Annotated in this window: 26 protein-coding genes; 11 read left to right on the forward strand and 15 right to left on the reverse strand. The window is 63.1% G+C overall.

The window, feature by feature from the left end; translation table 11 throughout:
• Positions 1–78 precede the first annotated feature (78 nt).
• Positions 79–993 (forward strand): TraB/GumN family protein, encoded by a 915-nt coding sequence (locus V6M89_RS18835; RefSeq protein ID WP_332854602.1) that lies wholly within the window; start codon positions 79–81, stop codon positions 991–993.
• On the opposite strand, the gene V6M89_RS18840 is transcribed toward V6M89_RS18835, so the two are convergent.
• The 3 genes from V6M89_RS18840 to V6M89_RS18850 form a co-directional block, all read right to left on the reverse strand.
• Positions 990–1,439, reverse strand: coding sequence for a hypothetical protein (locus V6M89_RS18840; protein ID WP_332854603.1), 450 nt, complete (start codon positions 1,437–1,439; stop codon positions 990–992). The two genes, V6M89_RS18835 and V6M89_RS18840, sit on opposite strands and share 4 nt — an antisense overlap.
• A 367-nt stretch (positions 1,440–1,806) precedes the next feature.
• Entirely contained in the window at positions 1,807–2,199 is a 393-nt protein-coding gene (locus V6M89_RS18845) for a VanZ family protein (protein WP_332854604.1), read from the reverse strand.
• Between the two features lie 289 nt (positions 2,200–2,488).
• Positions 2,489–3,250 (reverse strand): SDR family NAD(P)-dependent oxidoreductase, encoded by a 762-nt coding sequence (locus tag V6M89_RS18850; RefSeq protein ID WP_332854605.1) that lies wholly within the window; start codon positions 3,248–3,250, stop codon positions 2,489–2,491.
• 95 nt (positions 3,251–3,345) lie between these two features.
• On the opposite strand from V6M89_RS18850, the gene pyrF reads away from it, so the two are divergent.
• A complete protein-coding gene (gene pyrF, locus V6M89_RS18855) occupies positions 3,346–4,167 on the forward strand; it encodes an orotidine-5'-phosphate decarboxylase (RefSeq protein WP_332854606.1) in 822 nt (273 codons plus the stop codon).
• Between the two features lie 79 nt (positions 4,168–4,246).
• Here the strand turns inward: pyrF and sbcB are convergent, their stop codons facing one another.
• Positions 4,247–5,689, reverse strand: coding sequence for an exodeoxyribonuclease I (sbcB, locus tag V6M89_RS18860; RefSeq protein ID WP_332854607.1), 1,443 nt, complete (start codon positions 5,687–5,689; stop codon positions 4,247–4,249).
• Between the two features lie 74 nt (positions 5,690–5,763).
• Here sbcB and V6M89_RS18865 point away from each other — a divergent pair, with 74 nt between their 5' ends.
• The gene (locus V6M89_RS18865; RefSeq protein WP_332854608.1) at positions 5,764–6,348 is read left to right on the forward strand and encodes a DUF5610 domain-containing protein; all 585 of its coding nucleotides are present in this window, start codon (positions 5,764–5,766) and stop codon (positions 6,346–6,348) included.
• On the opposite strand, the gene V6M89_RS18870 is transcribed toward V6M89_RS18865, so the two are convergent.
• On the reverse strand, positions 6,326–7,321 hold the full coding sequence (locus tag V6M89_RS18870; protein WP_332854609.1) for a GGDEF domain-containing protein: 996 nt from the start codon (positions 7,319–7,321) through the stop codon (positions 6,326–6,328). The two genes, V6M89_RS18865 and V6M89_RS18870, sit on opposite strands and share 23 nt — an antisense overlap.
• 142 nt (positions 7,322–7,463) lie before the next feature.
• Here V6M89_RS18870 and V6M89_RS18875 point away from each other — a divergent pair, with 142 nt between their 5' ends.
• On the forward strand, positions 7,464–8,243 hold the full coding sequence (locus V6M89_RS18875; protein ID WP_332854610.1) for a helical backbone metal receptor: 780 nt from the start codon (positions 7,464–7,466) through the stop codon (positions 8,241–8,243).
• Between the two features lie 17 nt (positions 8,244–8,260).
• On the opposite strand, the gene V6M89_RS18880 is transcribed toward V6M89_RS18875, so the two are convergent.
• The 4 genes from V6M89_RS18880 to V6M89_RS18895 form a co-directional block, all read right to left on the reverse strand.
• Complete coding sequence (locus tag V6M89_RS18880; protein WP_332854611.1) at positions 8,261–8,638, reverse strand: HPF/RaiA family ribosome-associated protein; 378 nt, start codon at positions 8,636–8,638, stop codon at positions 8,261–8,263.
• A gap of 165 nt (positions 8,639–8,803) precedes the next feature.
• On the reverse strand, positions 8,804–9,469 hold the full coding sequence (locus V6M89_RS18885) for a DUF1345 domain-containing protein (RefSeq protein WP_332854612.1): 666 nt from the start codon (positions 9,467–9,469) through the stop codon (positions 8,804–8,806).
• Positions 9,466–10,719 carry an MFS transporter gene (locus V6M89_RS18890; protein WP_332854613.1) on the reverse strand — a complete coding sequence of 418 codons (1,254 nt, stop codon included), beginning with the start codon at positions 10,717–10,719 and terminating at the stop codon, positions 9,466–9,468. The genes V6M89_RS18885 and V6M89_RS18890 overlap by 4 nt, the downstream gene beginning before the upstream one ends.
• Before the next feature lie 65 nt (positions 10,720–10,784).
• On the reverse strand, positions 10,785–11,813 hold the full coding sequence (locus tag V6M89_RS18895; protein ID WP_332854614.1) for a CDP-6-deoxy-delta-3,4-glucoseen reductase: 1,029 nt from the start codon (positions 11,811–11,813) through the stop codon (positions 10,785–10,787).
• Between the two features lie 11 nt (positions 11,814–11,824).
• Here V6M89_RS18895 and V6M89_RS18900 point away from each other — a divergent pair, with 11 nt between their 5' ends.
• Positions 11,825–12,703: an SDR family oxidoreductase gene (locus tag V6M89_RS18900; protein ID WP_332854615.1), complete on the forward strand. Its 879-nt coding sequence runs from the start codon at positions 11,825–11,827 to the stop codon at positions 12,701–12,703.
• Here V6M89_RS18900 and V6M89_RS18905 read toward each other — a convergent pair whose 3' ends face one another.
• A complete protein-coding gene (locus V6M89_RS18905; protein ID WP_332854616.1) occupies positions 12,704–12,967 on the reverse strand; it encodes a hypothetical protein in 264 nt (87 codons plus the stop codon).
• A gap of 161 nt (positions 12,968–13,128) precedes the next feature.
• Between V6M89_RS18905 and V6M89_RS18910 the strand changes: the two genes are divergently transcribed.
• Both V6M89_RS18910 and V6M89_RS18915 read left to right on the forward strand, forming a co-directional pair.
• A complete protein-coding gene (locus tag V6M89_RS18910) occupies positions 13,129–13,374 on the forward strand; it encodes a hypothetical protein (protein ID WP_229211599.1) in 246 nt (81 codons plus the stop codon).
• Between the two features lie 259 nt (positions 13,375–13,633).
• Complete coding sequence (locus tag V6M89_RS18915; protein WP_008445950.1) at positions 13,634–13,873, forward strand: hypothetical protein; 240 nt, start codon at positions 13,634–13,636, stop codon at positions 13,871–13,873.
• Positions 13,874–13,965: 92 nt separating this feature from the next.
• Here V6M89_RS18915 and V6M89_RS18920 read toward each other — a convergent pair whose 3' ends face one another.
• The 4 genes from V6M89_RS18920 to V6M89_RS18935 form a co-directional block, all read right to left on the reverse strand.
• Positions 13,966–14,166 (reverse strand): hypothetical protein, encoded by a 201-nt coding sequence (locus V6M89_RS18920; protein WP_332854617.1) that lies wholly within the window; start codon positions 14,164–14,166, stop codon positions 13,966–13,968.
• A gap of 96 nt (positions 14,167–14,262) precedes the next feature.
• Positions 14,263–14,958 (reverse strand): glycine-rich domain-containing protein, encoded by a 696-nt coding sequence (locus tag V6M89_RS18925; RefSeq protein ID WP_332854618.1) that lies wholly within the window; start codon positions 14,956–14,958, stop codon positions 14,263–14,265.
• 142 nt (positions 14,959–15,100) lie between these two features.
• Positions 15,101–16,942, reverse strand: coding sequence for a CHASE domain-containing protein (locus V6M89_RS18930; RefSeq protein WP_332854619.1), 1,842 nt, complete (start codon positions 16,940–16,942; stop codon positions 15,101–15,103).
• A 193-nt stretch (positions 16,943–17,135) separates the two neighbouring features.
• Entirely contained in the window at positions 17,136–18,902 is a 1,767-nt protein-coding gene (locus V6M89_RS18935) for a glutamine--tRNA ligase/YqeY domain fusion protein (protein ID WP_332854620.1), read from the reverse strand.
• A gap of 166 nt (positions 18,903–19,068) precedes the next feature.
• Between V6M89_RS18935 and V6M89_RS18940 the strand changes: the two genes are divergently transcribed.
• From V6M89_RS18940 to V6M89_RS18955, 4 genes are read left to right on the forward strand one after another with little or no spacing between them, the layout of a single operon-like run.
• A complete protein-coding gene (locus V6M89_RS18940; protein WP_332854621.1) occupies positions 19,069–19,362 on the forward strand; it encodes a DnaJ domain-containing protein in 294 nt (97 codons plus the stop codon).
• Positions 19,363–19,390: 28 nt separating this feature from the next.
• Positions 19,391–19,894, forward strand: a complete 504-nt coding sequence (locus tag V6M89_RS18945; RefSeq protein ID WP_332854622.1) for a hypothetical protein — start codon at positions 19,391–19,393, stop codon at positions 19,892–19,894.
• A gap of 2 nt (positions 19,895–19,896) precedes the next feature.
• Positions 19,897–20,673: a hypothetical protein gene (locus tag V6M89_RS18950; RefSeq protein ID WP_332854623.1), complete on the forward strand. Its 777-nt coding sequence runs from the start codon at positions 19,897–19,899 to the stop codon at positions 20,671–20,673.
• Between the two features lie 14 nt (positions 20,674–20,687).
• Entirely contained in the window at positions 20,688–21,560 is an 873-nt protein-coding gene (locus V6M89_RS18955; RefSeq protein ID WP_332854624.1) for a hypothetical protein, read from the forward strand.
• Between the two features lie 88 nt (positions 21,561–21,648).
• Here the strand turns inward: V6M89_RS18955 and V6M89_RS18960 are convergent, their stop codons facing one another.
• Positions 21,649–22,542 (reverse strand): LysR family transcriptional regulator, encoded by an 894-nt coding sequence (locus tag V6M89_RS18960; RefSeq protein ID WP_332854625.1) that lies wholly within the window; start codon positions 22,540–22,542, stop codon positions 21,649–21,651.
• Positions 22,543–22,592 lie beyond the last annotated feature (50 nt).

Genomic DNA, 22,592 nt, shown 5'->3' on the forward strand with positions numbered 1-22,592 from the left:
GTAAAGCGCATCGCATTACTACTCCCTTATTACATTTTCATTCTTTCGATGGCATGCCTGCTATCGCGGGGAAAACTCATGCCGAAGAAAATTGCCATTCTATTTACGATGCTGCTGCTGGCTTGCTGCCAGGCGCTGTTTGCCGCCGGGCTGAGCGAGCCGGGTTCGGTCGTGCACCGGGGCCAGTTGTACCGGGTTACGCATGATGGCAAGACCAGCTATTTGTTCGGCACCATCCATGTCGGCAGGGACGGTTTTTACCCGCTGGACCCGGTGGCGTCGCGCGCGCTGCTCGATTCCAAGGCGCTGGTGATAGAGCTCGATATCCGCCAGGATGCGCCGTTCCAGCTGGCGCTGGCGCGCCACGGCCGCTACCTGGACGGTGATATATTGCAAAATCATTTGTCGCCAGCCACCTTGCGGCTGACGGTGCAGGCGCTGGCGCGGGCCGGCCTGTCGCTGCAATCGGTGCAGCACTACAAGCCCTGGCTGGTGGCCAACCTGCTGGTCGGCGCCGAGATGGAGGTGCATGGCTTCCAGCGCAGCCAGGCGGTCGAGTACGCGCTCTTGGCGGCCGCCAAGAGCCAGGACAAGGCGGTGCGCGAGCTGGAAAGCGCCGATTATCAGCTGAGCCTGTTCGATACGCTGGATGAGCGCCAGCAAGAACAGTATCTGCTGGAGAACCTGGCGGACTTGGCCGACGGCGTCTCGCTGAAGCGATCCACCGCGCTGATCGACGCCTGGAACGCCGCCGACGCGCCCGGCATCCGCGCGGCATGGCAGTCCGCCACCAGCGGCGATACGATCTCCGCCGGCTTCATGAACCGTGTGTTGCTGGGCAAGCGCAATCCCGAAATGGCCAACAATATCGAGCGCATCATGATGCAGGAGCAGGCCGCTTTTGTCGGTGTCGGCCTGCTGCACCTGATGGGCGACGACGGCTTGCCGCAGCTGCTCAGGAAGCGCGGCTATCAGGTCGAGCAGCTGTACTAGTAATTGGTCAACGCGCCGTTGTTGTAGCGTACTCGGTCGCCGATCTTGTAGCTGGGCATGGAGTCGACCACCACCATCTGGCTGTTGCCGTCGTCCATGCGCACGGTGACGCGGTAGACCTTGTCGGTCGGCAAGCCGACGCTGCCGCCCGCCGCTGCGGCGCCCACCGCGCCCACGCCCACATCCTGTCGCTGCATCTGGTCGATGGCCTGCACCACGCCGTAGGAGGTTTGGGCGCTGGGGCTGCTGCTGCTCATGCCGCTGCCGCTGTTGGCCATGGTGCCGGTGGTGCTGCTCTGGCTAGTGGTGGTGCTGGTGGTGCTGGGGCTGCTGCCATCGGACGGGTAGCTGCCGGTGCTGCTGCTCGCGCCGGGTTCGCTGCTGCGTTCTGAGGCGCAAGCTGCCAGCGTCAGGATAAATAGCGCGACGATAGAATTTTTTGTCATATTCATTTCATTCTCCCCTCGGTCGAATCATCAAAAAGGCCAGCCTTTTGATTCAGAGGTCGTTTGCTCGGTTTTGTTCCCCCACATTCTGTCGCGGTTGATATACATCAATTGAACGCTGCTACTCACACGCAATAATTGTTGGGTATCACTTTAAAGGACATCGATATGTTGACACGCGTGACAGATACTATTATCGAAGATTTAATTAATTCAACTTGTGGAAACGCGCCGGACCTTCGCAGCCGGCATTTATTAACGCACTCATTGCACGAATTGGTACGCGTGGCCAAGGCGGAGCAATTGCAGCAGATGCGTTTGGACGTGGAGCTGGCGATGGGCGCGCCTGGAGAACGCGCCGGAAGTATCAGTTTGACGGCTGGATGCGATAGCGGGTCCACAGGGCCCACATGAAGAGCGCCGTCAGCACGGCGGCGTTGCAGTCGACCAGCCAGTCGGACACGGCACCATGACGGTAGGGGAAGAAGCTTTGCACGTATTCGTCGAGTGCGCCCATCAGGGCGATGGTCAGTACAGCCTTGCCGGCGCGTAGCCGCAAGCCGCCGGTTCCGCCGGTGAAAATCAGGAAGGTCAGGCCGGCGTAGGCGATGGAGTGCAGTATCAGTCCCGAGGCCACCTGGCCGATGTCCTGGCGGGCGCCGGGCAGCGAGCCGAGTATCAGGATCAGCAGGTACAGGACGATGGCGGTCCAGTAGCGTAGTCGGGCGTGGGAACTGGTCAGGAAGAGTAGCTTGATCATGACCCGGACAATACCATGCAGCGCAAAAAAGAGGGAGTGGTGCACCAGAAGCCCGGTGCACCTTTCTTCCGTCATGCCTATCGGTTGCATGTACTGAAGATGTGACCAGTATGGGGAATAAATATGACGCTGTAATGACAATGGGCAAAAAAAAAGCCCGCTGGTTAAAGCGGGCTTAAAACTATTTTCTTGGAGGAGAATAGTGGAGACAGGTGTAATTATGGGGGCATCAAAGATATGTGTCTAATTGTTGTTTCAGATACCAGACATCAATAATGCGTATAACTCTTTATTTCACCGGCACCGTGTAGTTCAGCGCCAGCCGGCCGCCGTCCACGTACAGCGTCTGGCCGGTCATGTAGCTGGCGTCGTCGCTGGCCAGGAAGGCGGCGATCGAGGCCACTTCCTCCGGTTCGCCGCAGCGGCCCATCGGCGTGCGCGACAGGATGGTGTGGCGCGCTTCCGGGCTGGCCATCACGGCCTGCTTGGCCAGCTCGGTCAGGATGGTGCCGGGGCCGATGCCGTTGACGCGGATGCCGTGCGTGACCAGGTTGAGCGACATGACCTTGGTCAGCTGGTTGATCGCACCCTTGGACACCACATACGGCACCTGGTTCGGGATCGCCAGTTCGGCGTTCACGCTGGACATGTTGATGATGCAGCCGCTCTGCTGCTTGGCCATCTCGCGCGCCACCGCCTGGCCGCACAGGAACATGGATTTGAGGTTGATGCGCAGCACGCGGTCGAAATCGTCCTCGGTCAGGTCGAGGAAATCGGCGGCGTGGGTGACGCCGGCGTTGTTGATCAGGATGTCGATGCGGCCGAATTCGGCCAGGGTGGCGGCCACCAGGGCGTCGACATCGCATTTCTGGCTGACGTCGGCGGCGAAGAAGCGCGCCTGCTCGCCCAGCGTGGCGGCGGCGGAGGCGCCTTCCGGCTTGATGTCGACCAGCATGACCTTGGCGCCTTCGGCCACCAGGCGCTGCGCGCAAGCCAAGCCTATGCCTTGGGTGGCGCCGGTCACAATGGCGACTTTATTCATGAGTTTCATAGGAATTCGCTTTCTAAGGAATGAGGGCCAAATTTTAACAGGCCGGTGTGGGGGCGTTACAATAGAGGGTTTGCAACAAATTCGAAGGGTGCGTCGTGACTTTTATCAATAAATTATCTGCCGCCTGGGCGGCCAACGACTCCCTGCTGTGCGTGGGCCTGGATCCGGACATGGCCAAGCTGCCGGCCCAATTCCAGAACGACCCGCAAGGCATCTACCACTTCTGCCGCGAGATCATCGACGCGACCGCCGACCTGGCGTGCTCGTTCAAGCCGCAGATCGCCTACTTCGCGGCGCTGAGCGCGGAAGACCAGCTGGAGAAAATCTGCCACTACGTGCGTGACAATTATCCGCATATTCCGGTGATCCTGGACGCCAAGCGCGGCGACATCGGCGCCACCGCGCGCCAGTACGCGCGCGAAGCGTTCGACCGCTACGGCGCCGACGCGGTGACCGTCAATCCCTACATGGGTTCGGATTCGGTGGAGCCCTACATGGAGTGGAGCGAGCGCGGCGTCATCATCCTGTGCCGCACTTCCAACGCGGGCGGTTCGGACTTGCAGTTCCTGAACGTCGACGGCAAGCCGCTGTATCAGCACGTGGCGCGCCTGGTGGCGGACAAGTGGAACGCCAACGGCCAATGCGCGCTGGTGGTGGGCGCCACCTTCCCGGAAGAACTGGCGCAGGTACGGGCGATCGTCGGCGACATGCCGTTGCTGGTGCCGGGCATCGGCGCGCAGGGCGGCGATATCGAAGCGACCGTCAAGTCGGGCCGGACCTACAACGGCACCGGCATGATGATCAACTCCTCGCGCGCGATCCTGTACGCGGCGCCGCAGGGCGCTGAAGATTTCGCGGCCGCAGCGCGCCGCGTGGCGCTGGAGACGCGCGACACGATCAACCAGCATCGCGCCTGACGTCATTCCCGCGCAGGCGGGAATCCATGCACGCTCAGCATGGATCCCCGCTTGCGCGGGGACGACGGATAGACTGCGCCTAGTGCGCCGGAGCGATCAGCTCCACGTACTCGTACAGCTCGGCCAGTATGTGTTCGGCACGTTCATCGGCATCCTGTTGCAGATGGTCGATCTCGCCGAAGAACTGGTCGATGCTGCGCGCGCCGCCGGCGCCTTCGTAGAAGCGCGCCGCGCGGTGCTGCTCCCAATGCTCCATCTCGCCTTCGGACAAGGTCTCGGGGAAGTTGCGCGCGCGGTAGCGGAACAGCAGTTCCAGCAGGCGCGGATCGCTGAACGACGGCGATGCCGTGGCCAGCTTGGCCGGCGTTTCCTTGCGCAGCGAGTCCAGCATGCGGCGGTCGTCCTTGCCGACGAAGCCGTTGTACAAATCCTCGTCCACATCCAGTTCGTCGCCGGCTGGGCGGTGGAAAACCTGCTCCCATTCCACATCCATGTTGCGGCCGGCCGCGGCCAGCGCGGCGTAAGCCTTGCCTTGCTCCAGGTCGATGCCCCATTTGGCCGCCATCGCCGGCGACAGCGTCTTCAGATTCGACACCAGCATCGGCGACTTGTTCAGGTGGATGCTCTTGACCGGCAGCCGTGTCATGCCTTCCGGCAGCGCATCGGCGCGGCTGAAGATGCGGGTGCGGATGGTGTCGGCGTCCAGCGTGAACAGTTCGGTCGGATCGTAGGTGCAATCCCAGACGATCACTTCGTTCTTGTTGGTCGGGTGCGTGGCCAGCGGCCACACCAGCGCGATGCAGCCGCGCTCGGCCGGGAACATGCCGGACACGTGCAGGAACGGCGCGCGCAGCTGCGGCGCCAGGTGCATGCCGATCTCGTCGGCGACGCGGTCTTTCTTGTGCAGCGCCAGGCAGAAGTCGAACAGCTTCGGCTGTTTCTGCTTGATCAGGCGCGCCAGCGCGATGGTGGCGCGGACGTCGGACAAGGCATCGTGCGCCGCCTCGTGCAGCAGGCCGTTGGCCTTGGCCAGGTGCTCCAGCTTGAAGCTGGGCTTGCCGTCTTCGCGCATTGGCCATTCGATGCCTTCCGGGCGCAGCGCGTAGGTCATGCGCACCACGTCCAGCAAGTCCCAGCGGCCGCACTGGTTTTGCCATTCGCGCGCGTACGGGTCGATCAGGTTGCGCCAGAACATGAAGCGGGTGATCTCGTCGTCGAAGCGAATGGTGTTGTAGCCGACGCCGATGGTGCCGGGCTTGGAGAAGGCTTGCTCGATGGTGGCGGCGAACTTGTGCTCGGGCACGCCCCATTCCAGGCACTGCTGCGGCGTGATGCCGGTGATCAGGCAGGATTGCGGGTCCGGCAGGAAATCGTTGGCCGGTTTGCAATACAACATGATGGGATCGCCGATCTCGTTCAGGTCGGCGTCGGTGCGGATCGCGGCGAATTGCGCCGGGCGGTCGCGGCGCGCCTGGGCGCCAAAGGTTTCGTAGTCGTGCCAGAGAAAGGTCTGTGTGGTCATGGTTGCGGTCAAGGGGGCTACAGTTATTCGTAAATCTGCCGATAATTAAAAGATATTCCAACAGGAGCCACATCATGGCCACTCCCGTCTCTGCAACATCCGGCAGTACAACAGCCGCGACGCCGGTCCAGGCCAAGGACGATAGCAATGTGAACGTCCTGGCCAAGGCCAAGGCGCAACTTAACGTGTCTATCGTACAAGCTTCCTTGACGGTATCGCTGAATTCCTCCAACGATCCGTTGTCGGTGGTGCTGAAAACGGCGCTGACCGGCATCAACGAGGCGCTCAAGGGCGATTTCGGCGACAACGCCATCCAGAACGCCGTATCGCAGGATAATACGCCGGAAGGCACCGCGAGCCGCATTGTATCGCTGTCGACGGCGTTTTATGAAGCCTTCAAGCAGCAACACCCCGGCGAGGAGGGGGATGCGGTGCTCAACAAGTTCATGGATACGCTGAAAAAGGGCGTGGAGCAGGGCTTCAAGGAGGCGCGCGATGTGCTGGACGGGCTGAAGGTGCTGAACGGCGACGTGGCCAGCAATATCGACAAGACTTACGAGCTGGTGCAGAAGGGCTATGCCGACTTCGCGGCCGCGCACAAGGCGCAGCCGGCGGCAGCGGCTGACACAGCCCCGGTCAAGGCTGGACCAGGCCAGTAGCTTCGTGATGGGCCACGCGGTTGCGGCCCAGGTCCTTGGCGCGGTAGAGCGCGCCGTCGGCGGCGGCGATCAGCGCATGGTCGTCCTGGCCGGCCTGCAGCGTCGCCACGCCGAATGAGGCCGTGATCTGCGGCAGCGCCACCCGCATGTCGGCAAACACCACCGCCTGCTGCATGCGCTCGCACAGGCGCTCGGCTACCGCCACCGCGACTTTGTCGCTGGTATCCGGCAACAGCACCATCATTTCCTCGCCACCGTAGCGGACCGCGAAATCGGTCGGCCGCAGCGCGCTGCTGAGCACGTGGGCGGCGGTGCGCAAGGCCTGGTCGCCGGCCAGGTGGCCGTGGCTGTCGTTGAATTGCTTGAAGTGGTCGAGGTCGATCATGATCAGCGCCAGCGGCGCGTGCGAGCCGTGCGCGGTGGCGATCATGGTCGGCAGCAGGTCGTTGAGCCAGGCGCGGTTGTACAGGCCCGTCAGGCCGTCTATCATCGACAGCTGGCGGTAGAACTCGCCCAGCTTCTGGCGCCGGCGCAGCTGCGCGTTGGCGGCGCGGATGCGGAAGGACAGCAGCCGCAGCAGGTTGCGCGCCAATACATTCGATTCGTCGATCAGCTTCCAGACGATGTCGGCCTCGATCACCAGCACTTCGCTCTGCTCCAGCGCGGTGATGCTGGACAGGTTGGCTTCCTCGTCCAATACCGATTGTTCGCCCACGCTTTCGCCCGGCAGTATCTTGCTGACGGTGCCGTCGGCCATGCCGGTGCGGGTGTCGGTGGCGACCGACAGTGCGCCGCTCAATACGATGTAGAGGCGGGCGCGGCTGGAATCGGTGACCGCCTGCCCGGCTTCCAGTTGCATCACGGGGCAGGGCGCCAGCAGTTTGGCGATGGCGGTGTCGTCATCGGCGTTGCGCAGCAGCTGCAAGTCGCTGATCTGGTAGCGGGAGGCGCCGAATGTGCTGATTTGTTTCAAAATGGTCTTTCAGGGTGCTGATGGGCAAGCACAGTAATCATAGCTGAACTGCCTTGTATCCAGTGTAAATTTCATGCCCGCAGTTGTTGCACGTTGTATCCGCAGATGCTTCAATGTCGCATTGCTTACATTGGATGACAACATGGAATATACCGACGCGATCGGCACTACGCATCAGGCCGATCCGAACGCGCGCATCGTCTCGCTGGTGCCGTCGATTACCGAGCTGCTGTGCGACCTGGGGCTGGCCGGGCAATTGGTGGGGCGCACCGGCTTTTGCATCCATCCGGCCGCGGTGGTGCAAGCCATCCCCAAGGTCGGCGGCACCAAGGATGTGAATATCGACAAAATCCGCAAGCTGGCGCCGACCCATCTGGTGGTGAATATCGACGAGAACGAAAAGCCGACCGTCGAATTGCTGGCGGAATTCATTCCGAACATCGTCGTCACGCATCCGCTGCGCCCGCGCGACAACCTGGAGCTGGCGCGCCTGATGGGTGGCGTGTTCTGCCGCGAGCAGGCGGCGGCCGACTGGTGCGCGGCGTTCGAGGCGGAATATGCGTTGCTGCGCGCCATGCCGCCGGGCCGGCCGCAGACGATGTTGTACTGCATCTGGCAAGACCCGTGGATGACGATCTCGCAGGACACCTACATCGCGCGCATGCTGGAGGAAATCGGCTGGCGCGTGCCGGAGCTGGGCGAGGTGCGTTATCCGCGCTTCGAATGGTCGTCGGAATTGATCGCTCAAGTGGATGGGGTGTTGCTGTCGAGCGAACCGTATCGCTTCACGGAAGCCCATGCGGATGCGCTGGAAAAACAGATCGGCAAGCCGGTGTTGTTGGTCGATGGGGAGATGATGTCCTGGTATGGCAGCAGGTCGCTGCAAGGACTGGGATATTTGCGGGAGCTAGCACAGCGCTAGCTCCGCCCATATCAGAATTATTCGGTGTCGTCTGCGTCGGCTTCGGCATCGGCCGGTACGGCGCCGTTGGCGTGACGCTTGTCTTTGTCATGCAGGCGGCCCAGGGCGCTGTCGATGGCGCGTTTGAGTTTGTCCGCCGAGCCGCCTATGGCCTGGTGCAGCGTGGCGGCGTGATCGCTGACGGCGATCGGTTGATACCCGGTGACGCGGGCTTCCATCAGGCAGCGGTTATCGCCGTCGGCCGATTTCTGCGTCAGGTTGTCGCTCAGGTGGACTTCGACGCGGGTGATCTGTTCGCCGAAGCGGTGGAGGGCATTGCTCACGACCGTTTGTACATGTTCATCCAGACCGGCGTGGCGGTCGATGGTTTTGTCGGCATTGATATTGATTTGCATAAGCTTGCTCCTGTTTGTTGAACTGCAATTCAATATTACTCCTTTTCTCCTTATGTTCTCGTTAAGAAGACATTTCAACATGAGCGTGGCGTCGTTGCAGCTCCTTGCCGTGCAGGCGCACTGTCTTCGTCGCTGCGCCTAGCCACACTCATGTTGAAACGTCTTCTACGCATTGATGAGCGAAGCGGCAATGTTGATCGACAGCCCCAGGATCGCCAGGTTGTAGAAGAAGCACAGCACCGACTGCCCCAGCACCACCTGACGCATGGCGCGGCTGCGCACGGTCACGTCCGAGGTCTGTAGCGCCACCGAGATCGTGAGCGAGAAATACAGGAAATCCCAGTAGTTGGGCACCAGGTCCTGGTCGGGGAATTGCAGCAACCGTTCGCCGTCATCCTTGATGTAGTACAGATGCGCGTAGTGCGAGCAGAACATCACGCCTATCATGAACCACGAACCGGTCAAGGTCAGCACCACGAAGCCGTAGTGCAATGCCATGTCGGTGGCCTTCAAGTCCTTCAGCGCCGACAGTTGCGAAACGATGGCCGCCAGGCTGATCATGATCGCCACCGACAGCGTGGCCAGGATCACCGGCCCCTTTTCGTCCTGGCGGCAGGCGGCGCGCTTGATGTCGTGCTGGTCGGCGCGCACCATCATCCAGCCCATCGTCAACAGATAGGACCAGACGGCGATATTCCAGCCCGTCAGCAGGCGCGCCAGCAGCGGCCACGATTGCGGCAGCAGCGGCCCAACGATGGCGCCCAGCGCGACTGCCAGGCTCAGGTGGGGGCGGCTGTGGATGATGCCCGGCAGCGGGATGCGGAAGCTCATTGTTTATCCTCGTGTGGGAAACGGTCCATGCGCGACAGTACAGGGAACAGCGCGGCCCAGGCGCCGGTCACGGCCAGCGTGGCGGCGCCGCCGAACAGCACCGCGCGCGTCAGGCCCATCCAGCCGGCGGTCAGGCCGGATTCAAATTCGCCCAGCTCGTTCGAGGCGCCGATGAACACCGAGTTCACCGCGCTGACGCGGCCGCGGATCGCGTCCGGCGTTTCGTACTGCACCAGCAGGTGCCGCACGTAGACGCTGATCATGTCGCCGGCGCCCATCAGGAACAGCGCCGCCAGCGCGACGACGAAGGTGGTGGTGGCGCCCAGCACCAGCGTGCAGACGCCGAACACGCCGACGCCGCCCAGCATCCACAGGCCGACCCGGCGCGTGATGGGGAAGAAGGCCAGCGCGATCGAGCACAGGGCGGCGCCGGCGCCGGGCGCGGTGCGCAGCATGCCGAGGCCGGTCGGGCCGACGTGCAGCACGTCGTGCGCCAGCGCCGGCAGCAGCGCGGTGGCGCCGCCGAACAGCACGGCAAACAGATCAAGCGAGATCGCCCCCAGCACCACCGGCTTGGAGCAGACGAAGCGCAGCCCTTCCAGCACGGTGTGCCAGGTGGCCGGTTCGCGGTTGCTGGGCTGCTTGACGGATTTGACCAGCGACATCATCACCACCGCGGCCACCAGCAGCACCGAGGAAATCGTATAAACCGTTTTCGGCCCGGCCAGGTAGAACAGGCCGCCCAAGGTGGGGCCGAGGATGACGGCGACGTGGAAGCTCGACGAGCTCAGCGCGACGGCCTTGCTGAAGCTCTCGGCCGGCACCAGGTTGACCAGGATGGCTTGCGTGGCCGGCCCCATGAAGGCGCGCGCGCTGCCGAACAGCACCAGCACGGCAAACACCGGCCACACGGCGCTCAGGCCGGCGACGGTGAAGCCCAGCAGCATCAGCCCGCACAGCAGCTGCGCGCCCAGCGCCAGCGCGATCAGGTTGCGGCGGTCGTAGCGGTCGGCGGCGTGGCCGGCGATCAGGATCAGCAGCAGGAAGGGCGCGAACTGCGCCAGCCCGATCAGGCCGAGGTCGAACAGGTTGTGGGTCATCGCATAGACTTGCCAGCCGATGGCGACGTTTTGCATCTGGACCGCCAGGGTGGCGAGGGTGCGGGCGGAAAGGTAGAGGGCGAAGTTACGGTGGCGCAGGACGCTGAAGCCGTTGGAGGAGCTGGTACTGGTACTGGTGCTGGCGGTCATTTGAGCTTTCAGGGAGCAGAGCCTTGGGACTCCGCATCCCTGTCTGCTCCCGGTGGGATGGATGCTTAAGACTTGTGGATGTCGGCTTCGGTGGTGAAGGCATCGGCGTAGAATTCGTCCTCCGGCAAACGGCATTGCGCGACGAAATCGCGCTTGGCGGAATCGACCACGATAGGCGCGCCGCAGGCATACACCTGATGGCCGGACAGGTCGGGCAGGTCGGCCATGACGGCGGCGTGCACGAAGCCGGTGCGGCCGGTCCAGTGGTCTTCCTCCTGCGCGGCCGAGATCACCGGCACGTAGGTGAAGTTCGGCAGGATCGCTTCCCATTGGCGGCACAGCGCATCCATGTACAGGTCCTGCGGGCGGCGGCCGCCCCAGTACAAGGTCATCGGACGTTGCGAATCCTGCGCGCGCAGGTGCTCGATGATGGCCTTGATCGGCGCGAAGCCGGTGCCGGAGGCCAGCAGCACCATCGGCTTGTCGCTGTCCTCGCGCACGAAGAAGGTGCCCATCGGGCCTTCGAAGCGCAGGATGTCGCGTTCCTTCAGGGTGCTGAACACCTGGTCGGTGAACAGGCCGCCCGGCATGTGGCGGATGTGCAGGCTCAGCGGCTGGTCCTGGTCCGGCGGCGAAGCCAGGCTGTAGCTGCGGCGCTTGCCGTCGCGCAGCATGAATTCGATGTACTGGCCGGCGCGGAATTTCAGCGTCTCGTTGGCCGGCAGTTGCAGGGTCATGACGATCACGTCCGGCGCCAGCTTTTCCAGCGTCGCCACGCGCGACGGCATCTTGCGGATCGGATAGTCGTCGCTGCCGGCCACTTCACGGGCTTCGATCACCAGGTCGCTGTGCGCGGTGGCGCAGCAGAACAGCGCCTGGCCGGCCGCTTCCTCGTCCTTGGTCAGCGCGCGCTCCTGGTGGGCCTTGTGTGTGACCGAACCGGAAATGACCTTGCCTTTGCAGGAACTGCACGCGCCATTCTTGCAGCCGTAGGGCAGGCCGACGCCGGCGCGCATGGCCGCGGCCAGCACGGTTTCGTCTTGCTCGCAGCTGAATTGATGGCCGCTAGGCTGTACAGTAATTTGAAACGTCATACAATCCTTCAATGAAAAAACTTACTATTCAAAAATTCAAGCTGCCGCGCCTGTTGATCGTGGGCTGCGGCGACGTCGGCATGCGGCTGCTGCCGCTGTTGCGTCCGTATTTTCGCGTGTTCGCCACCACCAGCCAGCCGTCGCGCTGCGCCGAATTGCGCGCGCTGGGCGCCGTGCCGCTGGTGGCCGACCTGGACCAGCCCGCCACTTTGCGGCGCCTGGCCGGCCTGGCCAGCCATGTCGTGCATCTGGCGCCGCCGCCCGCCGAGGGGCCGCTGGACCGCCGCACGCGCAATCTGACCGCCATTTTACCTGAGCACGCCCGTCTGGTTTATGTCAGCACCACCGGTGTCTACGGAGATTGTGGCGGCGCCTTGTTTGACGAGAGCCGTCCGGTGGCGCCGCGCAACGCCCGCGCCCTGCGCCGGGTGGACGCCGAGCAGGTGTTGCGGGGCTGGGCGCGGCGCGCCGGCGCGCAATTGTCCATCCTGCGGGTGCCGGGAATTTATGCCGCCGAGCGCCTGCCGTTGAAGCGCTTGCAGGCCGGCACGCCGGCGCTGGTCGAGGCGGAGGATGTGTACACCAACCACATCCACGCCGACGACCTGGCCGCCATCATCGCGCGCGCGCTGTTCCGCGCCTTGCCCAACCGGGTGTATCACGCGGTGGACGATAGCGATATGAAGATGGCGGAGTATTTCGATGCGGTGGCGGACGCCTTCCAGCTGCCGCGCCCGCCGCGCCTGGTGCGCGCGGAGTTGCAGAAGGTGGTGACGCCGGCCTTGCTGTCGTTTATGTCGGAGTCGCGCCGGCTGAGCAATGGCCGCATCAAGCGCGAACTGGGCGTGCGGCTGCGCTACGCCACCGTGGCGCAGATGTTGAAGGGCTGATCAGGCGCGCGGCGGACGCTTCTTCTGCTGCACGCGCTGTTGCTGCTTCTTCTGGGTCTGCACTTTGTTCTGCTTGGCTTCGTGCAGGGCGACGGCGTCCTTGCGGGCCTGTTCCGGCGTGCGCATTTCCTCATTGTCATCGTGGGCGACGAAATATTCGGCGTCCTGGGCGTCGACCACCAGCTTGATGGCGGCGGCGTCGTCGAGGTCATAGATTTCGTGGAGCAGCGTCGTTACTTCGTCGAGAAATTCTTCGTAGGTCATGGGAGTATGTAAAAACAAGTAAAGACGGGGCGGAAATTACACTAGTGCAAGTCGTTTCCGTGGGGTTTGTGCCAAAATGGCAACGCAATTTGTATGAGCTATATCAATCAAGTCTGCACATGATACGATATTGTTAGCCATCTCACGAAGGAGCCATGGGTATGACAGCCACTTCCCATCCCAGCAAGGAGCAGGTTCGCGCCTATATGCACCAGCGTGAGTGCGACCGCCGTCCTCCGCCTACTCCGGACGAGATCCGCCGCCAGCTGGGCTGGTACTACAATTCCCACGACATCGATTTCCTCGGTTCTTCCACACTTCTCTTCCCAGGCTCTATCGCCCAACTGGCCGCTTTGATGGCCGTTGAATGGTGTTTTCGTGCCGCCGGCATCAGCCGATCCAACTAACTTTACCAATATTTATACCTTTTCTCGCAACAAATATCTTCCTAGCACAAGAAATAGGGGTAAAATCTCTCTAAATCTCACAGAAATGTCTGATGAGTTAGCCGTTCGTTAACGTAAACGTGTATTATCTCGGCTAAGCACTAAAAACCGGCACAAATGACTGTGTTTTGTAGTGCTTCATTGGTAATAGAGCTGAAAATTTTTTTTACCCATGTGTCGTTTTTTGTTAAAGACGGCCAGAACCTACTTAAAAAACATTATGTCTATCAAAGAAATCACCGCATCGCCGACCTACAACCCTAATCGCGTGCTGGATGCCATCATCGAGAAACTGCAACTGAAAAACGATGCGGCCCTGTCGCGCGCGCTGGAAGTAGCGCCACCGGTCATCAGCAAGATCCGCCACAACACGCTGCCTATCGGCGCGACCATCCTGATCCGCATGCACGAGATCAGCGATTTCAGCATTCGCGAACTGCGCGAATTGATGGCGGCCTGATGACGGGCCAGTCGTAAAGAAAACGGCGCGGACCTCTCGGTCACGCGCCGTTGTCTTATGCGGCTTGCTTCGTCTGGCCGTCGGCCTGGTGCTCAGGCCGACGTGCTGATGGTGGTGCCGATGCGCTGGCCGCTGGTGTTGACGGTCGGCGCGGCCGCCACTTGCGGCGGCGCTGGCGGAGCCGGCGGCGTGACGCGTTCGGCGGGTTTTTCCACCGCTTTCACCGGCTCAGGCTGGCGGGGCGGTGTCGCTTGTACGGCGGCAGTACTGGAAGCTACGGTATTGACAGCCATGATGAACTCCCATCATCCATAAATATCCCCAGAGTATGCCACTTATTTGAGCAGCCCGCCTGTTTGCGTTGCCGTGTGTGGCGCAAACGCCAGTGCTCAGGCCGACGGCGCCAGGCGCGGACGGTCGCTGTAGAAACTGGCGACGCGGGCCTGGTCGATGATGGCGCCGGCGTCGGCTGCCGTTTGCAAGCCTTGCGCCACCTTGCCCGGAGCCGCCGAGTAGGCGGTCACGCCTGGGGCTGCGGAGTAGGCGATCTTGGCCGAATAGGCGGTCTGGGCGACCACGCCGGGAGCGGCCGAGTACGCGGTCTTGGCGGCAACGCCGGGGGCGGCCGAGTAGGCGGTGTTGGCGGCAACGCCCGGCGCGGCCGAGTAAGCCGTCGCGCCCGGGGCGGCCGAGTAGGCCACGTCCTGATGCGCGGCGCCGCGCAGGTAGGACTCGCCGAAAGTCGCCTCATACAATTCCTGCATGCGATGGCCGAGGCGTTCGTGCGCCACCAGGTCGTCCTCGCCGCGCAGGCCGATGTACGGGAAATGGTGCAGGAAATGGCCGAACACGGCGTCGCAGTCGGCCGCGTATTTCATCGTGTCCAGGATGTGGTAGTGCCAGAAGGTGTCCACGTCGACCAGCGGCGCGGTCTGCTCATTCGGGAACTGCTTCATCAGGAACAGGAACCGGCGGTACTCGGTTTCGATGGCGTTGGCGCGCTCCAGCGACCAGCCTTCGCCAGACTCTTTGTGCATCAGCTTGACTTTGATCGGTTCCAGGTCCAGGGCATTGATGACGTTCATGGCATTTCCTTTTGCGTTGATGAGGCGGGTTGAAAAAATAGAACAATTGCAATTCTTGCCCAGCGCCAGCGAAGCGCCTTTGATTTTTCTCAAGCTTTATCAGGAACGTCCTACGGTATTGGGAATGCGCTGACGCTGCCGCTCAGGCAGGGACGTCGGCGGCCAGGCGGGTGGTGAGCTGGTGGTCGTCGAGCGATGGCGGCGGCACGTACTCGACCGGCACCGAGATCGATACCGTGGTGCCGGCATTGTGGCCGCCGGTGATGGCGCAATGGCCGCCGAGCAGGCTGATGCGTTCTTCGATGCCGACCAGGCCGAAGGAGCCGACCTTGTTGCGGCTGCTCTCGCGCATGCCGACGCCGTTGTCGCTGATGGTCATGCTGAGCATGCCGCCGGCCTGGCGCAGCTCGACCCGCACCAGGCTGGCGCGGGCGTGCTGCAGGATGTTGCTCAGCGATTCCTGCAGCACGCGGAAGAAGGCGGTGGCGCAGCGGTCGTCGAGGCGGATGTCGCTCTGGTGCTCGATCAGTTCGCAGACCATGCCGGAACGCTGGCGGAACTGGGCGATCTGCCATTCCACCGCCGCGTTCAAGCCCAGGTCCAGCACCGTCGGCCGCAGGTCGTTGATGATGTGGCGCACGCTCTTGATGGTGCTGTCGATCTGGGTCAGCGTGCTGCGCGCGCGCGCATGCAGGCGCGGGTGGTTTTGCCGGGTGCGCGAGGCCAGCAGGTCGGCCTCGATGCGCAGCACCAGCAGGTTCTGGCCCAGGTCGTCATGGATTTCGCGGGCGATGCGCTTGCGTTCCTGTTCCTTGATCTGGTCGGCGTGGGCCGCCAGCTGGCGCAGCTTGTGGTGCGACAGTTGCAGCTTGGCCTGGCTGTCGCGCAGCTCCTTGGTCATGGCCTTGGCCATTTTGATGGCGCGCATGCGCGACGACGACAGCGTGTGGAACAGCAGGTAGAACAGCAGCGAGCCGACGAAGCCGCTGGCCATGGCCAGCCACGGCAGGAAGGCGTCGAAGCGGCTGTACCAGACCGTCTTGGGGGCGCTGAAATGGGCCGACCACTGGCGGCCGTTGAAGTCCAGCGGCAGCACGATGGCGAACTGCTCGTCGCGGTGCGCCGGGCGCCGCGCGCTGGCGCTGTTGTCGTACAGCAGGGTGAGCGGCGAGACGCTGCCGTCGGCGTTCTTGCCATCGTCGTACAACATCAGGTGCACTTCGCGCACCTGCATCTGGTCCATGGCCGCGCGCACCAGGCGCGGCACGCTGAAGCCTATGCCCACCGAGCCGACATAGGCGGCCCGGCGCTGCGCCACGTCGTTGAGCGGCACGTCCTTGCGGTAGAGCGGCAGGCGCATCGCCAGCGACCAGCCCTGGGAGTTGCGGGTGTTTTCGATCGGCATGCCGGAGGAGATCAGCTTGCCGGTGTCGCGCGCCAGTGCGATGGCGCGCGCGGCCTGCTCCCTGGCGCTGATGTCGAGGCCGAGCCGGTGGCGGTAGGGGGCGACCGGTTCGATCATGGTCAGCACCGAATACTCGGCGCGCCGGCCGGCGGGTTTGATGGTGAAGTTCGGGTAGCCGTCCGGCTGGCCGTCGCCGCTGCGGGCGGCGGTGCGCTCGAAGGCGTCGCGCTGGGCGTCGGTCACGTGTTGCGTGAAATTGATGTTGTCGAGCGCGGGGAACTGCTGTCCCAGGTCCAGTCCGTTGACGTAGCGGTGGAAGCTGGCGCGGTCGACGCGGTCGCTGGCGTCGAAGAAGCTGGCGGTGCCGCGCAGCACGTCGGTGTAGGCGTTGATGCGCGAGGTGATGTTATATTGGGCGTTGCGGGCCTGCTGCGTGAAGCGCCCGGCGGCATCGTGTTCGATGGTTTTGTAGACCATCACATAGAACAGCGCACCGATCCCCAGCGACAGCAGGACGCCAGCCCACCACACCGGCTTGGTCGGAGAGAATAGTTGTTTTTGCGCAAGTAACGCTGCCATATCGAATGCTAGAAGCAACTCCTGGGACCGGATGTAGGCTGAATATAGGAAACTTTGGCAATGCTAGTCAAGTAAATTTGCAAATTTGCTACTTGTCCTGGACGTCTTGCCAATACCACTCATGCGAAAGGCCGGCGCCTCCTATGAGAAGGGCGCCGGCCTCGGTGCTTGTAGCTTATCGTATCAGTCGCGCTTACTTGGCGACCCAGCTGTCTTTCAGCGTGACGATGCGGTTGAACACCGGCTTGCCTGGCGTGGAGTCGACGCGGTCGGCGACGAAGTAGCCGTGGCGCTCGAACTGGAAGCGCTGGTCCGGCTGGGCCGCGCTGATGCCCGGCTCCAGGTAGGCGGTGATGACTTCCTTGGCGTTCGGGTTCAGCAGCGAGATGAAGTCCTTGCCGCCGGCGTCCGGGTTGGCGTCGGTGAACAGGCGGTCGTACAGGCGCACTTCGGCTTCCAGCGCGGTGGCGGCGGAAACCCAGTGGATATTGCCCTTGACCTTGTAGTTGTCCGAGCCCGGCGTGCCCGACTTCGAATCCGGGAAGTAGTTGACATGGACAGCGACCACTTTGCCGTTTTCATCCTTGTCGTAGCCGGTGCATTCGGTCACGTAGCCGTGGCGCAGGCGCACGCGGCTGCCCGGCTTGTCGTCGACCGGCGGCGCGTAGCGGAAATAGCCTTTGCTAGGCACTTCCATGAAGTCCTCTTCCTCGATCCACAGCTCGCGCGTGATCGGGAAGGTGCGCACGCCCATTTCCGGGTGGTGCGGGTGGACCGGCGACGTGCATTCCTCGCTCAGGCCTTCAGGGTAGTTGTCGATGATCAGCTTCAGCGGACGCAGCACGGCGGTGGCGCGCGGCGCCTTCGGGTCCAGGTCTTCGCGGATGCAGCCTTCCAGCGTGCTCATGTCGATCCAGCCGTCGGCCTTGGTCACGCCGATGCGTTCGCAGAACAGCTTGATCGCTTCCGGCGTGTAGCCGCGGCGGCGCAGGCCGACGATGGTTGGCATGCGCGGATCGTCCCAGCCGTCGACGATGTTCTCTTCGACCAGCTGGCGCAGCTTGCGCTTGGAGGTCACCACGTAGGTCAGGTTCAGGCGCGAGAATTCGTACTGGCGCGGCACCGGCAGCTTGAAGAAGCCGCCCGCCGACAGGGTTTCCAGCAGCCAGTCGTAGAACGGGCGGTGATCCTGGAACTCCAGCGTGCAGATCGAATGGGTGATGTTTTCCAGCGCGTCCGAGATCGGGTGCGTGTAGTCGTACATCGGGTAGATGCACCAGGCGTCGCCGGTGCGCACGTGGTGGGCGTGGCGGATGCGGTAGATGGCCGGGTCGCGCAGGTTCATGTTGGGCGACGACATCGCGTCGGCGCTGGTCTTGGCGCGCAGGATGTGCTGGCCGTCGGCGTACTTGCCGGCCTTCATGTCGCGGAAGATCTGCAGCGATTCGGCGGCCGGACGGTCGCGGAACGGCGAATTCTTGCCCGGGGTGTTGAAATTGCCGCGGTTGGCCGCCATCTCGTCGGCCGACTGGCTGTCGACGTAGGCATAGCCTTTGTCGATCAGGTATTCGGCCATCGCATACAGCTGCTCGAAGTAGTCGGACGCGTAGTGCAGATGGTGCTCGACGCCGCCGTTGGCGGCCGGGTAGTCGTAGTCAAAGCCCAGCCATTTGACGCTGTCGATGATGGTGTCGACGTATTCTTGCTCTTCCTTGGCCGGGTTGGTGTCGTCGAAGCGCAGGTTGCAGCGGCCCTGGTAGTCGCGCGCCAGGCCGAAGTTCAGGCAGATCGATTTGGCGTGGCCGATGTGCAGGTAGCCGTTCGGCTCGGGCGGGAAGCGGGTGATCACGCTCGGCATGCCCTCGCGCACGTGGGTGCCGGCCGCCAGGTCGGATTCGACGATGGCGCGCAGGAAATTGGAGGTCAGGACGGGCGTTGGGCTGTTTTTGTCGTTGCTCATCTGAAAAGTTGGCTTTGCAAAAGTTCGAGTGAAGGGCATTTTACCGTATCCCCTCTATGACAGCGGCGGAAATGCTGCGTTGCGGCGGCCCTCGGAGGAAATTGCAATGGCTACACGGGTATAATTCGTCTTTAATTGTTCGGCATCACGGCCCGGAGTTTCCAAAATGGAAAATTATTACAACACGCTGGGTATCGCGCCTAACGCCACCGACGACGAGATCAAGAAGATTTACCGCTCGCTGGCGATGCGCTTCCACCCGGACCGCAACCAGGCGCCCGGCGCGGAGGCGCGTTTCAAGGCCATCACCAAGGCCTATGAAATCCTGTCCGATCCGGTCAAGCGCGAGGAATACAACCAGAGCGTGAACCATCGCATCATCATCGACCCGGAAGCGGAAGCGTACCAGTTGTGGCGTTCGGTGTTCAACCTGCATGGCACCGTGCTGCCACCGGCCTGAGCCGGCCACATTCATCAGAAAGCAAGCAATGTCTAGAAAAGTACACCCTGAGTTCGCCTATCAATCGCGCGAGCTCGAAGGCCAGATCGATGGCATCCTGGGCGACCCTCCCGACCGCAAGAACTACCAGCGCATGATAGCCGCGCTGGTCTCCGAGTACGCCAGCGGCGGCGGCATCGAGGACGTCAACATGCTGGCGTTCGCGCTGGTCGACCACCTGGAGTTCAACAACCCGAAAGGCTTGCTGGCCGAGGCCGAAGACTACGAGTTCGGCGACGCCGGCCGCGTGTTCGCGATGGCCTCGTGCAAGGGCGAGGAAGCGGCGCGCATGTACGCGGCGCTGGAAGAGAACCTGCCGGACCTGGCGCGCCAGGCCATCATCACCGCCTTCCTGTACAAGAATCCGCGCAAGTGGGACGACGACGACCAGTCGCTGGACCAGCTGTCGGCCAACGACGACGGCGACGATGTGAACGACGAAGACCAGGCGACCGACGACTTCGCCCAGATGTTCGATCAGGATGGAGAGTAACCATGACTGAAAAAAGTAATCTGCCGGCGCTGAGCAAGCAAGTGACCGAGCTGGTGCTGGCCGGTTCGCTGGGCCACGCCGAGCAAGCTTTCGCCGACGCGGCCGACCAGTTCGGCGACCTGGCGGTGGTGGAAGTGCTCAACAACATCCCGCCGCAAGTGACGGCGCTGCACCTGGCCGGCTTCGACGGCGGCAAGATGTCGCTGGCGACCCTGCTGGTGCCGCCCAAGGCCTGGGCCGACAGCCTGGCCTTCTTCGCCGCGACCTGGCCGGACGACCAGATCGAGGACGATCCGGAGCGCATCGCCGAGTCGCTGTTCGCGCACATCCACGGCGTGGTGTTCTCCACCGACGACGAAGAGCGCCGCAAGGAACTGCTGGCGGCGGCCTCGGCCACCGACCACGGCTCGACCGCGTTCGCCATCCTGTTCTCGATGGCGCCGAAGGAAATCCTGGAAGTGGCCGGCGAGATCATCTCCAAGGGCCCGTACCTGACCGGCCAGACCTCGTCCGACAACGACGTGGTTCCGCTGGCCATCCTGCTGGCGCAAGCCTCGGAAGACGGCTGGGACCGCGCGCTGTTCGAGCTGTTCCCGGAGTTCCGCCACAGCGCCGACCTGGCCGACGCCGAATTTTCCGACGACCCGGACGACGAGCCTAACTTCCTGCAGCGCTCCACCAAGGAATTGCTGTACCGCTTGCGCAAGCAGGTACCGTCCACGCGCAGCGCCGCCAAGCCTGGTTCGCGCCGCAGCCTGGGCACCGGCATTTTCTCGTGATGGATATCTGATACATGCTGCCAGCAATTGTCGTAGAAAATTTACCGCGCCTGACCCGCGCCATCCAGCAACTGGCGGCCCACCCGGACGACGAGGCGGCCTACGCGCTGGCCGATGAGCTGACCGGCATCACCGCCATGGTGGCCGAGAAGTTCACCAACGACCGCACCGCCGACGGCATCCAGAAAGCCTTGCAGCTGACGGTGGGCGGCGTGTCGCTGGGGCTGGACCACGCGCTGATGCACGAGGGCGACCTCGCGGCGCTGGACTTCCTGATCGAGCACGGCGCCGAGCATGCGTTCCAGATCGGCTTCCGCCTGATCAAGGAGTTGTCGGCCCTGCCGGAAGATTCGCTGGTCGGCGAGTACGATACCGATCCGGTGTATTCGGCGCGCCGCCTGCGCGACCTGTTCATCGACCTGTGCCAGACCGATCCGAACCAGAACTGGAACGGCATGGAGCGCTACGAAGTGCTGCACCAGCAGCGCAAGGAAGTGCAGGCCGTGGTGCGCCTGGCCGGCTGGCTGCGCCGTCACCACAGCGAAGGCCCGGTCAGCGATACCGACCTCAATGCCGAGGGCGTGATCGCGCTGGCCATCATCTTCGCCATCGAAGGCGGCGGCCGCGTGGTGGCGCGCACCGGACAGAAGGAGTTCGAACGCTTCGTCAAGTCGGTGCGCAAGAACAAGCCGGATTACGAAGAGGGCTGGGCCGCGCTGGTGGCCAAGGTGCCGGTCCAGCATCACCCGGTGCTGCTGGACCGCATCGCCAGCTATCGCACCAGCTGCACGGTGATCCAGAACATCAAGGGCCGCACGGCGATGAAGACGCTGTTCGCGGAACTGGAGAACTACGCCGGCTCCGAGCTGGACGCGGACTACTCCTGATACCGCGTCGTTCCCGCGCAGGCGGGAACCCATGCTGATTCGGCGTCGCCAATGTTCTATGGATTCCCGCCTGCGCGGGAATGACCGGCTACGCGGCAGCGGCCTCCGTCGCCACCGCGACGAAGGCTGCCACCAGCGGCGAAGTTTCATCTTTGCGCTGCGCCAGCAGCAGCGTGGTGTTGGCCTCCGGATCGGCCAGCGGGCGGTAGCAGACGCCGCCCATGTGGATGATGTCGAACGAGCGGGGCAGCACCGAGATGCCGCAGCCGGCCGCCACCAGGCCGATGATGGTCGATGCTTCGTTCGCTTCCATCGCTATCGTTGGCATGAAGCCGGCCGCCCGGCACAGCCGGAAAATCTGCGGATAGATCCCGGTGCCGGCCGTCTTCGGATACATCACGAACGGCAGGCCTTGCAGGTCGCTGATGGCGACCGCCTTCTTCTTTGCCAATGGATGGCCCAGCGGCAGCACCAAGGTCAGTGGATCGTGCCGCAGCACCGTCATCTCGACCGCATCGGTCACCGCCACTTCCGGCGGACGCACCAATCCCAGATCCAGTTCCCGCGCGGCGATGGCGTCGATCTGCGGCACCGTCGACATTTCACGCAAGGTCAGCGTGACGCCCGGATAGCGCTGGCGGTAGCGGTTGACCACGGTCGCGAACAGCGGCGTCAGCGGGGTGGAGAAGGTGAAGCCGACCCGCAGTTCGCCGGCCTCGCCACGCTCGGCCCGGCGCGCGGTCTGCACCGCCTGCTCGGACAGCGACAGCACGCGGCGGGCGTCGTCCAGGAACAGCTTGCCCGCTTCCGTCAGCCGTACCCAGCGCTTGCTGCGCTCCAGTAGCTGAGCGCCCACTTCGGCTTCCAGCATCTGGATCTGGTGGCTCAGCGGCGGCTGGCCGATGTGCAGGCGCTCGGCGGCGCGGGTGAAACTGAGCTCCTCGGCGACGGCGACGAAGTAGCGCAGGTGGCGGAGTTCCATCTCTGTTATCTTTTTAAAGTATGAGTAACGGCTTAAATATATATTGGACA

The organism is Duganella sp. S19_KUP01_CR8 (genome assembly GCF_036688705.1).
Classification (GTDB): domain Bacteria; phylum Pseudomonadota; class Gammaproteobacteria; order Burkholderiales; family Burkholderiaceae_D; genus Rugamonas.

What these genes read in the sequence shown, in the direction of transcription:
- V6M89_RS18905 (WP_332854616.1), bottom strand. Translation starts at nt 12,967, where the DNA reads ATGACCTACGAAGAATTTCTCGACGAAGTAACGACGCTGCTCCACGAA.
- V6M89_RS18845 (WP_332854604.1), bottom strand. Translation starts at nt 2,199, where the DNA reads ATGATCAAGCTACTCTTCCTGACCAGTTCCCACGCCCGACTACGCTAC.
- V6M89_RS18935 (WP_332854620.1), bottom strand. Translation starts at nt 18,902, where the DNA reads ATGAGCAACGACAAAAACAGCCCAACGCCCGTCCTGACCTCCAATTTC.
- V6M89_RS18880 (WP_332854611.1), bottom strand. Translation starts at nt 8,638, where the DNA reads ATGCAAATCAATATCAATGCCGACAAAACCATCGACCGCCACGCCGGT.
- V6M89_RS18920 (WP_332854617.1), bottom strand. Translation starts at nt 14,166, where the DNA reads ATGGCTGTCAATACCGTAGCTTCCAGTACTGCCGCCGTACAAGCGACA.
- V6M89_RS18900 (WP_332854615.1), top strand. Translation starts at nt 11,825, where the DNA reads ATGAAAAAACTTACTATTCAAAAATTCAAGCTGCCGCGCCTGTTGATC.
- V6M89_RS18885 (WP_332854612.1), bottom strand. Translation starts at nt 9,469, where the DNA reads ATGAGCTTCCGCATCCCGCTGCCGGGCATCATCCACAGCCGCCCCCAC.
- V6M89_RS18955 (WP_332854624.1), top strand. Translation starts at nt 20,688, where the DNA reads ATGCTGCCAGCAATTGTCGTAGAAAATTTACCGCGCCTGACCCGCGCC.
- V6M89_RS18940 (WP_332854621.1), top strand. Translation starts at nt 19,069, where the DNA reads ATGGAAAATTATTACAACACGCTGGGTATCGCGCCTAACGCCACCGAC.
- V6M89_RS18925 (WP_332854618.1), bottom strand. Translation starts at nt 14,958, where the DNA reads ATGAACGTCATCAATGCCCTGGACCTGGAACCGATCAAAGTCAAGCTG.
- V6M89_RS18890 (WP_332854613.1), bottom strand. Translation starts at nt 10,719, where the DNA reads ATGACCGCCAGCACCAGTACCAGTACCAGCTCCTCCAACGGCTTCAGC.
- V6M89_RS18915 (WP_008445950.1), top strand. Translation starts at nt 13,634, where the DNA reads ATGTCTATCAAAGAAATCACCGCATCGCCGACCTACAACCCTAATCGC.
- V6M89_RS18950 (WP_332854623.1), top strand. Translation starts at nt 19,897, where the DNA reads ATGACTGAAAAAAGTAATCTGCCGGCGCTGAGCAAGCAAGTGACCGAG.
- V6M89_RS18865 (WP_332854608.1), top strand. Translation starts at nt 5,764, where the DNA reads ATGGCCACTCCCGTCTCTGCAACATCCGGCAGTACAACAGCCGCGACG.
- V6M89_RS18930 (WP_332854619.1), bottom strand. Translation starts at nt 16,942, where the DNA reads ATGGCAGCGTTACTTGCGCAAAAACAACTATTCTCTCCGACCAAGCCG.
- V6M89_RS18945 (WP_332854622.1), top strand. Translation starts at nt 19,391, where the DNA reads ATGTCTAGAAAAGTACACCCTGAGTTCGCCTATCAATCGCGCGAGCTC.
- V6M89_RS18960 (WP_332854625.1), bottom strand. Translation starts at nt 22,542, where the DNA reads ATGGAACTCCGCCACCTGCGCTACTTCGTCGCCGTCGCCGAGGAGCTC.
- V6M89_RS18835 (WP_332854602.1), top strand. Translation starts at nt 79, where the DNA reads ATGCCGAAGAAAATTGCCATTCTATTTACGATGCTGCTGCTGGCTTGC.
- V6M89_RS18895 (WP_332854614.1), bottom strand. Translation starts at nt 11,813, where the DNA reads ATGACGTTTCAAATTACTGTACAGCCTAGCGGCCATCAATTCAGCTGC.
- V6M89_RS18840 (WP_332854603.1), bottom strand. Translation starts at nt 1,439, where the DNA reads ATGACAAAAAATTCTATCGTCGCGCTATTTATCCTGACGCTGGCAGCT.
- V6M89_RS18850 (WP_332854605.1), bottom strand. Translation starts at nt 3,250, where the DNA reads ATGAAACTCATGAATAAAGTCGCCATTGTGACCGGCGCCACCCAAGGC.
- V6M89_RS18910 (WP_229211599.1), top strand. Translation starts at nt 13,129, where the DNA reads ATGACAGCCACTTCCCATCCCAGCAAGGAGCAGGTTCGCGCCTATATG.
- V6M89_RS18875 (WP_332854610.1), top strand. Translation starts at nt 7,464, where the DNA reads ATGGAATATACCGACGCGATCGGCACTACGCATCAGGCCGATCCGAAC.
- sbcB (WP_332854607.1), bottom strand. Translation starts at nt 5,689, where the DNA reads ATGACCACACAGACCTTTCTCTGGCACGACTACGAAACCTTTGGCGCC.